The organism is Sulfurimonas sp. (assembly GCF_026196735.1).
In the GTDB taxonomy this organism is placed as follows: Bacteria; Campylobacterota; Campylobacteria; order Campylobacterales; family Sulfurimonadaceae; genus Sulfurimonas.
Window position 1 is genome coordinate 354,269 of sequence record NZ_JAPHUF010000012.1, and the last position, 13,523, is coordinate 367,791.

Consider the following 13,523-nt stretch of genomic DNA (forward strand, 5'->3'; position numbering starts at 1 on the left):
ATAGTTTTAAAAAACGGATATTTACATGTCAACCATCGAGCAAAAAATCTCACAGGCAAAAGCCAAACTCTTAGTTGATCATCCATACTTTGGAACTTTGGCTTCAAAGTTAGAGCTTGTAGTAAATGACGACATAGAAGCTTTTAAAAGTAACGGCGTGAAGCTTGAGTACAACAGTGACTATCTGCAGGGTTTAGAGCTAAGTGAGATGGAGTTTGTATTTGCAAACGGGGCAATGCATGCTTCACTTGCGCACGAGCAGAGAAAAAACAACCGAAGCGGCTGGCTTTGGCAGATGGCAACAGACTACGCGATTAATGACATGTTAGTTGAAAATGGGCTTGATTTGCCCCAGCGGGCACTTTACAGAGTACGCTTTAAAGGTATGTATGCTGAGGAAATTTATGCTGAGCTAAAAGATGATATTTTAAGGGAAGAAGATAACTTAGAATATGAAGCCGATAATGCCGAGGATGTTCAAAATAATGATAACAAAAATAACAAGAGTGAGAAAAGTGAAAATCCTCAAACTCAAGAAGAACTCCAAGAAGAGATTTTACAAGAGCAGCTTTTAGCCGAAGAAGCAATATCTCTGCTTGAGTCAGAGTTCAACAAAGGCGAGGCTCCTCATACAATAGAGAGATTTTTCACTCTTACAAGTCAAGGCAAAATCGACTGGAGAGATGAGCTTAAAGTTGCTATTGACAGGTTTCACAAAGATGATTATGTACTAATTCCTCCAAACAAAAAGTTTCTACATGTAGGTATTTATCTGCCTTCATGCACAAGCCAGAGATTTAAGTTAGTCGTGGCAGTTGACAGCTCAGGCTCTGTTGATGAAAAACTCTTAAATACATTTTTAAGCGAGTTGAATTTTTTAATGAATACTATACAAAATTATCAAATTGATCTTCTTGTTTGTGATGAGAAAATTCAATCTCATACAACTTTTTACAGCGGCGATATCTTAGATGTGGATTTAAAAGGCGGAGGGGCAACTGATTTTAGACCTGTTTTTGATTTTGTAGAGAGTGAGCTTGATGATACAAAACTGCTTTTATATTTTACAGATTTAGAAGGAAAGTTTCCCTCCAAGACTCCATCTTATGATGTAAAATGGATAGTTCCAAAATATGGCGAAGTACCTTTTGGGGAACTTATAGAACTGGATGATTAAGTAAGCATTATCTGGTTTGTTCCCTTTAGTTTCGCATTGTAAAGCATCATGTCTGCTTGTTCTAGTATCTCATCAAAGGTATCGTACTTACTTAGCGCTGCACCGATTGATATAGTATATTTTACAACTTGATCATCACTTATGTGGATGGAGGAACTACTAGCTTTTCTTCTTAGCCTCTCAAGAATATTTATAGCACTATCATAATTTGTATTTTTGAGAACTACACAGAACTCATCAATATTTAATTTAGCTAATATATCATGGTGATTTATGTTTGCTCTTAAAACTTCAGAGGCATCGATTGCAACTTTATTGATTTTTTCAGAACCGCCAGCATTAGTAATAGCACTAAAACCATCTATGGTTATTATTGCTACTGTAAATTTTTCTCCACTTTCTTGAGTCTGAGCCATATAATCATTGGTAACTTCAAAAAAATAGCGGCGATTATATAATCCAGTTAAATAATCTCTTTTGGAGTGATTTGTAACAATATGAATGTTTTCCAATGCTTCTATGGCATTGTTTATGCGACATGAAAACTCTTCTTTGGAGAATGGTTTTTTTATATAATCATTTGCACCTTCTTTTAAAAATTGTGCATTGATGTAATCATCCTCACTTGATGAAATAGCGATAATACTAATATCATTTTTATTATGTGTTTTTCTGATGGCAGATGTCAATTCAAGACCATTCATAACAGGCATTTTGTAATCAGTAAGAATTAATGATATATCAGGATTACTCTTTAGAATGTTAATTGCTTCTTCACCATGTGCAACCGTTATAACTTTGAACAACAGATTTTCTAAGAGCTCTTTCATGTACTTTCTAACTATCATTGAGCTATCAACAACTAAAATTTTATGGTTTTGATTTTTTTGCAGTCTTTTAATAATATTAACAGCATAGTTAATATCATTTACGCCATTTTTGTTTATGTAGCCAATAATATTTTTTTGAAGGAGTTGTTTTCTTAGCTCTTTGTCTACACTTGCACTTAAAATGATGGCACGATTATCTGTTTTTAAAACATAATCAACTATCTCCCCGTTTGGAGCATCAGGTAGGTTCAAATCTACAAGAGTTAAAAAGTATTTGTAGCGTTTTAAAAAGAGTTTTGCCTCAGATAGTGAGAACGCTATATCAACTTCAAACTCAAGTTCGGATTTGATTTTTTTTGCTATTAGTTTTGCTAAAGTCTTGTTGTCTTCTACTATTAAAATTCTATTCATTTTTATAAAAAATCCTCTAAAAGCTTTAGTTGAATTATAGTATAATTTTCTATGAATTATTTGAATGTTATTTTAGAAAAATTAAGAGATAAACAAAACATTTTTTTGACCGGCGGAGCAGGTGTAGGAAAGACTACAATCACCAAAGACATTATACGCTCTTATGAAGAAGAGGCGAAAAAAGTTGCCAAACTTGCCTCAACGGGTATGGCGGCTACGCTGATAAACGGGCAGACGCTGCATAGTTTTTTAGACCTTGGGATTGCCGGAAATTTAAAAGAGTTGGAGCTTAACTCCAAGCTTGAGATTAGCAAAAAGACAAAGAAACTTCTGTCTGCCATTGACCTTATTGTCATTGATGAGATATCAATGGTGAGCGATACCCTTCTTGATATGATAAGACTTAGACTGATTCAAGCAGAATTTGCTGGTTCACTGCTTGTAGTCGGTGATTTTTTGCAACTCCCTCCTGTTGTGCGAGGTTACGGTGAAGTGAGATTCGCATTTGAGTCGGCATCGTGGAAAAAGTTTGAGTTTGAAACGGTAGAGTTGACACATATCTATAGAACTGATGACAAAGATTTTATAAAACTTCTTTCACATGTCAGAGACGGTTTCGTAGATGAAAGTGTGCATAACAATTTAAATGAGTTTATAAAACCCTTACCTGAGGACTTGAGTGAGTTTACATTTTTGTTTGGGAAAAACAACTCAGCCTCAATGCACAATAAAAACCAACTAGAGTTTATAGATAGTGAACTGTTCGTAAAAGAGGCTCAGATAATAAAACATGTAAAAAGTACGAAAGACCTAGAGATAGAGCGATTTATGGGTGATGCAAGGATAGAAAAGAATTTAGAGTTAAAGATAGGCGTTCCTGTGCTTTTCACAAGAAACTCTTGGAACTATTTCAATGGCGAGAGAGGCGTAGTTGTCAATGTGGACAGTAGTTTTGTGTATGTTCAAAAGAGTGACGGTCTTGTTGTTAAACTTGAAGCAATTGCACAAAGTAAAAGTATGTGGAAAGAAAAAAGTGTCGGCGGAAAAAAGGAGATAGTTGAAGAGTCTGTTTTTAGTGTTTATCAGTACCCTATAAAACTAGCCTATGCCATTACAATCCACAAATCACAAGGAATGTCCATAGAAGATTTAATCATTGAGACAAATGAGATTTTTGCACCATCACAGTTTTATGTGGCAATCTCAAGAAGCTCGAACCCTAAAAGATTAAATCTGATTGCACCAAGAAGGCAGTGGAGAGAGATAGTATTTGTGAACAATAAAGCTTTGGAGTTTGTAAAAGTAGATAAAAGTTGTTAAGTAAAATTGACAGAGGCGTGCTATATATGCTCGCAGGAGCGTTAATATCCGCTATGAATGGAGCTTTGACAAAGATTTTAGCGAACGAGATGAGCGCGCTTGAGATAGTCTTTTTTCGAAATCTTTTAGGTGTGGCACTTATACTTTATGCTCTTAAACATACAGCACCTAAACTTAGCGGCGGTAAGTTCTACATGTTAATCAGCCGTGGAGTATATGGCTTCTTGGCAATGATACTGTTTTTTTATACTATCACAGTTATACCATTGGGTGAGGCTATAACTCTAAACAAAACATCACCGCTGTTTGTATCCATCTTAGCGTACTATCTGCTCAAAGAGCATCTGAGTTTTAACACTATCTTTGCACTTATAATTGGCTTTTTAGGGATAATTTTGATAGTGAAACCTTTAGGGTTTAGCATCTCATATGCTCACTTTTTAGGGATACTTGGCGGTTTTTTTGCAGCAGCTGCATACACGACAATAAAAAAGATAAAAGATATATACGACTCAAGGATTATTGTCCTCTCTTTTGTCGGCATAGGTACAATCTTGCCTGCACTTGGGTTTTTACTAGCACCCTATGTAGATGCTCCTGAGGCGATAAGTTTTATGTTTCCGATTTTTTCCATGCCTGACACGATGTATGTCTGGTCACTGATAATTTTTATGGGGCTTATCTCAACACTCTCCCAGTGGCTGCTCACAAAAGCATATAGTGCTTCAAAAGTAAGTATAATTGGTGTGATAAGCTACGCAAATATACCATTTGCTGTAGGTTTTGGATGGATGCTTGGCGACGCTCTTCCCGACATGTATACTTATATGGGAATAGGATTGATTATAATTGGTGGAATTTTGGTAAGTAAAAAGTAAAATATTAATTATAATTTCATTTAATATATAGTAAGATGTGTGTATAAAAAACAAGTTGACTCGGAAAAAATTTATATGCAAAAAAAGAGTAAAAGCAAAACCTCAAAAAAATCACAAAACGATACTATAGCGATAAATAGCTCAGAGGAGAGCAGTTTTGAACAAAACTCTTTTTCAATTGTAGGCATTGGGGCTTCTGCAGGCGGTCTTGGAGCTTTTGAAAGTTTTTTTTCTTCAATGTCATCTTATACTAAACCAAATATGGCTTTTGTTTTGGTTCAACATCTCGCACCTGACCACAAGAGTATTCTTACAGAAATAATTCAGCGATATACAAATATGCATGTATTTGAAGTTGAGGACGGAATGAAAGTAGAGGTGAATTGTACTTATATAATTCCGCCAAATAAGGACATGGCTCTTATCAATGGTAAACTTCAACTCTTAGAGCCAATCACACCACGCGCGCAGCGTCTTCCGATTGATTATTTCTTTCGTTCTTTAGCTCAGGATCAAGCCGATAAATCTATAGGTATAGTACTCTCAGGCACGGGAAGTGACGGCACTCAAGGTATACGAGCCATTAAAGCTGCGGCTGGGATGGTTATTGCCCAAAAGCTTAGCTCTTGTGAGTATGAGGGTATGCCCGAGAGTGCCATTAACACAGGCTTGGTAGATTACGAGTTATCTCCCTCAGATATGCCGCAAAAACTGATGGAGTATACTAAATATGTCAACAATATAACTTCCAAAGATATATATATTCAGCAGTTAAATGGTGAAAATGAACTGAGAAAAGTATTTATTTTACTGCGAGACCAGACAAGTCACGATTTTTCTCAGTATAAGCCAAGTACGATAAACCGTCGAATAGAGAGACGAATGGCTTTAAATCAGATTGAAAACCTTAGCTTGTATGTTAAATACCTACAACAAACTCCTCGTGAAGTAGATGATTTGTTTCATGAACTGCTAATAGGGGTAACAAGTTTCTTCCGTGACAAAGATGCTTTTGTGGAACTAAAGAGAGCCCTTCCAAAGATATTTAAAAATAAAAAACCCGGTGACACGATTCGGGTTTGGTCGGTTGGGTGTTCAAGCGGTGAAGAAGCTTACTCTTTGGCGATACTTTTATATGAGTATATGCATGAAGAAAACCTGAACTTTGCAGTACAGCTGTTTGCTACTGATATTGACCCAAATGCGATAGATACAGCCAGAGCAGGAATCTATCCAAAAGACATTGCTTTGGATATTTCTAAAGAGCGATTGTCGCATTTTTTTAAGTATGATTCAGATATTGAAAAATATCGTATTCATAAGACAATAAGAGACATGTTGATATTTTCTGAACAAAATATTATCAAAGACCCTCCTTTTTCAAAACTTGATCTTATCGTATGCCGTAACTTATTGATTTACATGAATTCGGATATACAAAGGAAAATTATTCCAACATTTCACTATGCTCTCAATGACGAAGGAGTTTTATTTTTAGGCAGTTCCGAAACCATAGGTGAATTTGGAAATTTATTTGTGGCAATAGACCACAAGTCCAAGCTTTTTCAGCGCAAAAACAATACTCAAGGAACTTATCCAATGGCAACACATTCAACAGGTGTAACACAACCATTGCCTCGGCAAGTTACACAAAAAATCAGCATTCCCATAAAAGTTCCATTACGCGAACTTACCGAACAGACACTCCTACAAGAGATTGCTCCCTCAGCAATCCTTGTAGATGAGAGGGGTGATATTTTATATCTTTATGGAAATGCAGGAACTTATCTTGAACTGCCATCTGGAGAAACAGGCATAAACAATATTTTAAAAATGACTCATAACTCACTACAGCGAAGTTTGATTATAGCTTTGCATAAAGCGACTGAGACAAAAGAGACTGTGCGTAGTATTGATGTGAAAGTAAAAACAAATGATCACTTTAGAATGCTTAACATAAGTGTTGTTCCAGTTTCAAAAGACAATATTTCTGTTTCTAAGGCTACTTTGTATCTTGTTATTTTTCAAGAGAGTGATATTGCTGATGATGATAAAAATGCAAGTATGAGTGAGTTGCAAGAAACCTCAAGTACAAATTCGTATATTAAAAGGTTGACGCAAGAACTTCATGACCAAGAGGAGTTTCTCAAGACTTCCAATGAAAAACTTAATATTTCTAACGAAGAACTTCGCTCCTCAAACGAAGAGATACAGTCTATGAATGAAGAGCTGCAGTCAAGTAACGAGGAACTTGAGACTTCTAAAGAAGAGTTGCAGTCTGTAAATGAAGAGCTCTCAACGGTTAATGCGGAACTTCAGATGAAGGTAGTGGCTCTGTCACGCTCAAACAATGATATGAACAACCTTTTAGCGGGTACCGGAATCGGTACAATATTTGTAGATCATGACCTGAATCTTTTGCGGTTTACTCCTGCAGCTACAAAAATCATTAATCTTATCTCAAGTGATATAGGTCGTCCGATAAATCATATTGTCTCAAATATACTTGGGTATAACAATCTGCAAGAAGATTTGCAAGAAGTCCTTGAGAATTTAATCCCAAAAGAGATTGAAGTCAAAACTGTAGACGGAAAGTATTACATCATGTGTATTCAGCCATATCGCACACTTGAAAATGTGATAGAGGGTGCAGTTGTAACATTTACAGAAATCAGCGAAACAGTGCAGATGCGCGAAGATTTGAGTGAACTAAATACAAGACTGTTAGCGATGACAAGTATAATACGAGACTCAAATGATGCAATCATCATGCAAGACCTTGATGGAAATATTTTGTCTTGGAATCCTCAAGCACAAAAAATGTATGGCTGGAGTGAGACTGAAGCATTAAAGATGAATGTTGAGCAGATGGTTTTAAGTGAAGATAAAAAAGATGAAATTCAGAAGATATATAGCCTGAGCAAATCAGAAACTATAAAGCCATACCGTACTAAACGCGTAGCTAAAGATGGGGCTATCGTAGATGTACTTATTACTTCGACAGCTTTAATCAATGAAGATAAAGATATATATGCCATAGTCACGACACAAAGAAAAACTGACTCCAGAGTAACAGAACTTAAGGAACTTAAAAAATGTTAGATAAAGATTTATTACGATCAAAAGCTGAAGCCATTGTTAATGAGAAAATGATTCAAGTGCCGTCTGTCTCACAGGCAAAAATGAAAGAGATATTTTTAGAGTTGGAAGTTCACAGGATAGAACTTGAGATGCAAAATGAAGAACTCCGTCGTTCGCATAAAGAACTACAAGAGAGCAAAGATCTCTATTTTGATCTTTATAATATGGCTCCTGTATGTTACTGCACAATCAACAATAAAAATTTGATAACAAAAATTAATTTCAGAGCATCCGAAGTGTTTGGCTTGGAGAGTAGTAAATTGATATACAAATCAATATCTGACTTTATATTTCCTGATGATCAAGATATTTTCTATTTACATAAAAAAAAAGTTGCAGCATCATCCAAGCCGCATTCATGTGAACTGCGTGTAGTAAATCAAGACGGCACCATTACTTGGGTGCATTTGTCTGCTACTGCGGTAAAAGAGGATGAAAAAAATACTTACAGATTAGTCTTTAGCAATATTAGCAAGCAAAAAAAAGTAGAAGAGGAAATGAAGAAAAAAGATGAGATGATTCTTGTTCAGGCTCGATATGTTGCTATGGGAGAGATGATAAGTATGATAGCACATCAGTGGAGACAGCCTTTAAATATCATTGGTTTGGCAATTGCAAATATTCAAACAAAACAAACATTTAAGCAGCTTGATACAGCGGCCATTGAAGAAAATTCAAATATAATTTCTGAAAATATTTCTTATATGTCTAATACTATCAATGATTTTAAAAATTATTTTAAGTCAGATATGCCAAAAGAATATACAAAAATACAAGATGTAATAAACTCTACGATAAAAGTCATTAGTAAAACTCTAGAACATAATAAAGTCTCATTAAAGATACAAAACGACAGTAATACACCTATGTTGATTCAAAAAAGTTTATTGATGCAGGTTCTGATTAATATTTTGATAAATGCAAAAGATGCGCTGGTGTCAAACAATGTTGCAGGTGCCAATATTGACATATCAGTAAATGAAACAGATGCTGCCACTGTTTTGACTATCTGTGACAATGCCGGTGGAATACCAGAAGATGTCATAGATAAAATCAATCAGCCTTATTTCACAACTAAAAAAAGTAATGGTACAGGCTTAGGAGTATATATAGCTCAAATGATTACAGAAAAACAACTTTCAGGGAGTTTAACTTGGTACAACGCATCCCAAGGTGCTTGTTTTGTGGTCACCTTAAATAAGCATGGTGTTAAGTAAAACATACAGAAGTATTTAGAACTTATACTTCTGCATATTCTCTTTGTTGTATATATCTGACTCCGTAGTGTTAGTATCTGCGGTATTGTTTGCATCTACAGCTTTAGCGCTTTTCTCTTTTTCTGCAACAATGCCGTGTTTTTTAACATACTCTTCAACTTCTTTGTCATCCATCTTTGCATAGGTATCATAATCAACAACACAGCCGCCATATTTTTTGACATGTTCCTCGGCATCTTCTTTTTTGATAAAAGCAAAGTACTCTTTCATTGTCCCAACTTTATGACTTCCTAATATAAAAAATGCTTTTTTAGAATCTACCAAAATATACTCTTTGGCGTCAACTATATGGCTTGGTATCTTTCTTTTATGCTCTTCTTGAGAAGCATTAAGAGATAGTATAAGTAAAAATATTAATAGAGTAGTTTTCATTTTGTAATCCATTATAATAAAATCGAATACTAAATGATAGCGATTTAATTATTTAATTAATATAAATAGTTGCAATATAAAAGGGAAGTCTAAGGAGTAGAAGAAAAAACTCCACCAAAAAGGTGGAGTAAGGAGTTAAAAAACTCTAGTATCTTTTAGTAAAGATCTTGAGTTGGGTGATTAGGCTTAATAGTCTCAGCATTATTGCCATTTTTAGTATCGTATACTACGATATTGTCAGCTTGAAGAGCACCTAGTGTTAATCCGATTAATAAAATCAATGTTTTCATTGTGTATCCTTGTTAAGAGAGCGTTACCCTCTAGTATTTTTAAATCAGACAAATTTTATCCGATTTAACTTTTAAGCTTCTTATGGTTTTTAAAGTACTATTTTTAATTAAGACAATTTTTATCTTTTATTCAAGACTTGTCTTATATTATGCAACCTCTCCAAGACCGAACTCCACTTTGAAGTTTGTCGCTCTTACTTCGGCAATAAGTGTGTTTTTTTCTTTTGTCAAATCTACTATTCCATACCTTTGAAGAGTTTTTAGTGTTCTTGAGAGGTTTGATTTTGCTCTTCCTGTTAGTTTTTCAAGCTCTGCTAATGATTTTGGGTTATTAATCAAAATAACTTTAAGTAATTCTTGATTTTCGTTTGAGAGTATTTGAGCCATTGACTTTAGAGATTCAAGCCATATCTTAGGCTCATCTTTTTTAGGGGTATATTCGCCTTTTGCAATAGCGATAGTTCTTTTTTTGTACTGTTGTAAAGGCATTATTCCTACTCTTAAAGTTTCTAGTTTCATCTTTTCATCCTTTTATCATGCAAAGTTAAAGAGTATTTAACTCCATGAGGCACAGCCTTGCTCTTTTGAACTTTTTTTGCCTCGAACTTTACCCAGTTTTATTTGACATTCGAGAATATATTGCAGATTGAAATGTTTAACTTATTTTACAATTCTAAAGAGGAGATTTGTTCGCAAAGACATAGTTTAAAAATAAAGCTTTATAATCAAAACTTTTCTAATAGTTTCATTACATTATCTCCTATATTATTCAATACATTAAGTCCATTGTTTAAATCATTAAATTCCTTGCAAAAATTATGAGTGACAATTTTAGCTAAATTAGCAAAAAACAACAAAAAAATGTAATTTGAGATATTATGAATGGGGATTTAGAGAGGTAATTCCCACAAAGATGTGAGAATTAAAAAAGAGAGATGATTATAAATCGTCTTTGTGTTTACCAAGATACTCAGCAACACCTTCTGTTGTCGCTTTCATACCTTCGTCACCTTTTTGCCAACCAGCAGGACAAACTTCACCATGCTCATCAGTAAACTGCATTGTATCTACCATACGAATCATTTCATCTATATTACGACCAAGTGGTAAATCGTTTATTACCGCATGACGAACAATTCCTTTAGCGTCAATTAGGAATGAACCGCGTAAAGCTACTGCTTCGCCAAAAAGTACATCATAATCTTTACTTATTTGTTTTGTAAGGTCAGCTACAAGAGGGTAACCAACTCTTCCGATACCACCTTTATCGATTGGAGTTTCTCTCCAAGCAAAGTGAGAAAATTGGCTATCTACAGATACACCGATAACATTTACTCCGCGATCTTTAAAGTCTTGAAGTCTGTGATCAAAAGCGATTAGTTCTGATGGACATACAAAAGTGAAGTCTAGTGGATAGAAAAATATTACTGTACCTTTTTCACCCATATTTTCTGATAATTTAAAGTCTTCAACGATTGAGCCGTCACCTAAAACTGTTGTTGCTGTAAAGTCTGGAGCTGGATTTGTTACTAACATGTAAATGTCCTTTTAGTTTGTTTTGTGAAATTTTAACAAAAGTATATTAATAATAATCTAATTATTTAGTCATCTTTTATGCTTTAAGAATCAATCAATATTTGGATTACTATTTTTAGATATAATCTCGACGATTTATGGAGCACGACTCCGTATTTCAATAAGGAAAATCGATGACGAAAGAGTATACATTTACTTCAGAGTCTGTAACAGAAGGTCACCCTGATAAGATGGCAGATCAAATCAGTGATGCGATTCTGGATTATATTATTGAGCATGATACTAATGCACGCGTTGCGTGTGAGACGATGGTATCAAATGGTTTTTGTGTAATTGCAGGCGAATTGAAGACAACGGCTTATGCCCCTATGCAAGAGATTGCTAGAAAAGTTATTCAAGAGATAGGATACACGGATGCTACTTATGGTTTTGACCACAGATCTGCTGCTGTTTTAAATGGAATAGGTGAGCAGTCTGCGGATATAAATCAAGGTGTTGATCAAGCTGATGGAGAGATTGGAGCAGGTGACCAAGGTATGATGTTTGGTTACGCTTGTAATGAAACAGAGGTGTTAATGCCTATGCCGATTTACTTAGCACATCTTTTGACTCGCAAATTAGCTGAGGTACGCAAAGAGGGAATTATCCCATATCTTCGTCCTGATGGAAAAGCGCAGATAAGTATCAAGTATGTAGATGGCAAACCGGTATCGGTTGATACGGTTGTTGTATCGACTCAGCATGCACCTGATGTTTCACAAGAACAGATTCACAAAGATGTAATAGATGAAGTTATAAAAGAAGTTATCCCGGCAGAAATGATTACAGAGGATACTGTATTTCATATAAATCCAACCGGAAAATTTGTAATAGGCGGTCCTCAAGGTGATGCCGGACTGACAGGAAGAAAGATAATAGTTGATACTTATGGCGGGTATTGTCCTCATGGCGGTGGGGCATTTTCCGGAAAAGATCCTACGAAAGTTGACAGAAGTGCTGCGTATGCATGTAGACATGTAGCTAAAAACTTAGTTGCAAGCGGTGCTTGCGAAAAAGTGACTATTCAGGTCTCATATGCAATCGGTGTAGTTCAGCCTACCTCTATAATGGTTGATACTCACGGTACAGGCAAAGTTGATGAAGAAAAAATACAAGAGTGTGTAAAAGAGCTTTTTGATTTATCACCTAAAGGGATTATAGATTCGCTTAATTTGCTTCGTCCTATTTATAGACAAACAGCAGCTTATGGTCATTTTGGCAGAGAAGAAGAAGGCTTTACCTGGGAGTCAACAAACAGAGCTGTTGAGATTAAAAAATATTTAAATCTTCAATAGTATGTAAAGTGTAACATATTCATATTATTATACTAGTTACAGAAGATATTTTAGCTATCTTTAAAAATCTTCTGTTAAACTTACTTTCGAAATTAAAAATAACTAGGAGAATCCTATGGCTGTAATTATAAATGATACATGTATTAACTGTGGTGCTTGTATAGATGAGTGTCCAGTAGAAGCGATTGTAGATGAGGATGATAATCCAACAGATGAAGAAATTTATTATGTTTATGCTGATAAATGTGTAGAGTGTGTTGGTCATCATGACGAACCAGCATGTGCAACAGCATGTCCTACTGAAGGATGTATTACTTGGGATGCTATTGGTGAAAGCCCAGAGCATCGTGAAGATATTACAGACGAACAGCGTTCAAATAAAGAACCTGTAGTAGAGTAGTAACTTTTACACTACAAAGTGAATTACACTTTGTAGTATCCACACCTTTTTTTACCCACAAATTTTTCAATTTAATTCTAAACACAATCTTTTTTAGATACAATTCCACTCACAATTTATATATTTACAGGAGATTTGATGGAACGAACACTATCAATAATAAAACCAGATGCCGTAGCCAAGGGTGTTATCGGTAAAATTTTAGATCGTTTTGAGAGCAATGGTCTTAAAATTGCAGCAACAAGAAAGATTCAACTTTCACGCGCTGATGCGGAAGCATTTTACGCAGTTCACGCTGAGAGACCTTTTTTCGGAGATCTAGTTGATTTTATGATTAGCGGTCCGGTAGTTGTAACAGTTTTAGAAGGTGAAAATGCTATGCAAAAGAACCGTGATCTAATGGGTGCTACTAACCCTAAAGAAGCTGAAGCTGGTACAATTCGTGCAGATTTTGCTGAAAATATAGATGCAAATGCAGTTCACGGAAGTGACTCTGTTGAAAATGCAGCCATTGAGATTGCATTCTTTTTCTCAGAGAGAGAAATTTCTTAAGCATT

13 protein-coding genes are annotated in these 13,523 nt (G+C 35.1%); 8 read left to right on the plus strand and 5 right to left on the minus strand.

The window, feature by feature from the left end; translation table 11 throughout:
* Window positions 1–25 precede the first annotated feature (25 nt).
* Window positions 26–1,177, plus strand: coding sequence for a VWA-like domain-containing protein (locus OQK60_RS08050; RefSeq protein ID WP_297685851.1), 1,152 nt, complete (start codon window positions 26–28; stop codon window positions 1,175–1,177).
* On the opposite strand, the gene OQK60_RS08055 is transcribed toward OQK60_RS08050, so the two are convergent.
* Window positions 1,174–2,418: a response regulator gene (locus OQK60_RS08055; protein ID WP_297685853.1), complete on the minus strand. Its 1,245-nt coding sequence runs from the start codon at window positions 2,416–2,418 to the stop codon at window positions 1,174–1,176. The genes OQK60_RS08050 and OQK60_RS08055 overlap by 4 nt on opposite strands.
* Window positions 2,419–2,469: 51 nt before the next feature.
* On the opposite strand from OQK60_RS08055, the gene OQK60_RS08060 reads away from it, so the two are divergent.
* The 4 genes from OQK60_RS08060 to OQK60_RS08075 all read left to right on the plus strand — a co-directional run bounded on the left by OQK60_RS08060 (window position 2,470) and on the right by OQK60_RS08075 (window position 8,974).
* On the plus strand, window positions 2,470–3,738 hold the full coding sequence (locus tag OQK60_RS08060) for an AAA family ATPase (RefSeq protein WP_297685855.1): 1,269 nt from the start codon (window positions 2,470–2,472) through the stop codon (window positions 3,736–3,738).
* A complete protein-coding gene (locus tag OQK60_RS08065) occupies window positions 3,732–4,616 on the plus strand; it encodes a DMT family transporter (protein WP_297685857.1) in 885 nt (294 codons plus the stop codon). The genes OQK60_RS08060 and OQK60_RS08065 overlap by 7 nt, the downstream gene beginning before the upstream one ends.
* A 75-nt stretch (window positions 4,617–4,691) precedes the next feature.
* Entirely contained in the window at window positions 4,692–7,718 is a 3,027-nt protein-coding gene (locus OQK60_RS08070; RefSeq protein ID WP_297685859.1) for a chemotaxis protein CheB, read from the plus strand.
* Complete coding sequence (locus tag OQK60_RS08075; RefSeq protein WP_297685861.1) at window positions 7,712–8,974, plus strand: PAS domain-containing sensor histidine kinase; 1,263 nt, start codon at window positions 7,712–7,714, stop codon at window positions 8,972–8,974. Before OQK60_RS08070 ends, OQK60_RS08075 begins: the two co-directional genes overlap by 7 nt.
* A 15-nt stretch (window positions 8,975–8,989) precedes the next feature.
* On the opposite strand, the gene OQK60_RS08080 is transcribed toward OQK60_RS08075, so the two are convergent.
* From OQK60_RS08080 to OQK60_RS08095, 4 genes are all read right to left on the minus strand, one after another.
* Window positions 8,990–9,406 (minus strand): nitrous oxide reductase accessory protein NosL, encoded by a 417-nt coding sequence (locus OQK60_RS08080; RefSeq protein ID WP_297685863.1) that lies wholly within the window; start codon window positions 9,404–9,406, stop codon window positions 8,990–8,992.
* A gap of 155 nt (window positions 9,407–9,561) precedes the next feature.
* The gene (locus OQK60_RS08085) at window positions 9,562–9,696 is read right to left on the minus strand and encodes a hypothetical protein (protein ID WP_297685865.1); all 135 of its coding nucleotides are present in this window, start codon (window positions 9,694–9,696) and stop codon (window positions 9,562–9,564) included.
* 147 nt (window positions 9,697–9,843) lie between these two features.
* The gene (locus tag OQK60_RS08090) at window positions 9,844–10,215 is read right to left on the minus strand and encodes a transcriptional regulator (protein ID WP_297685867.1); all 372 of its coding nucleotides are present in this window, start codon (window positions 10,213–10,215) and stop codon (window positions 9,844–9,846) included.
* 420 nt (window positions 10,216–10,635) lie between these two features.
* Window positions 10,636–11,232, minus strand: a complete 597-nt coding sequence (locus OQK60_RS08095; RefSeq protein WP_297685869.1) for a peroxiredoxin — start codon at window positions 11,230–11,232, stop codon at window positions 10,636–10,638.
* Window positions 11,233–11,405: 173 nt separating this feature from the next.
* Here OQK60_RS08095 and metK point away from each other — a divergent pair, with 173 nt between their 5' ends.
* From metK to ndk, 3 genes are all read left to right on the plus strand, one after another.
* A complete protein-coding gene (metK, locus tag OQK60_RS08100; protein WP_297685871.1) occupies window positions 11,406–12,566 on the plus strand; it encodes a methionine adenosyltransferase in 1,161 nt (386 codons plus the stop codon).
* A 115-nt stretch (window positions 12,567–12,681) separates the two neighbouring features.
* On the plus strand, window positions 12,682–12,966 hold the full coding sequence (locus tag OQK60_RS08105) for a 4Fe-4S binding protein (protein WP_297685873.1): 285 nt from the start codon (window positions 12,682–12,684) through the stop codon (window positions 12,964–12,966).
* A 138-nt stretch (window positions 12,967–13,104) separates the two neighbouring features.
* A complete protein-coding gene (gene ndk, locus OQK60_RS08110; protein WP_297685875.1) occupies window positions 13,105–13,518 on the plus strand; it encodes a nucleoside-diphosphate kinase in 414 nt (137 codons plus the stop codon).
* Window positions 13,519–13,523: the final 5 nt, after the last annotated feature.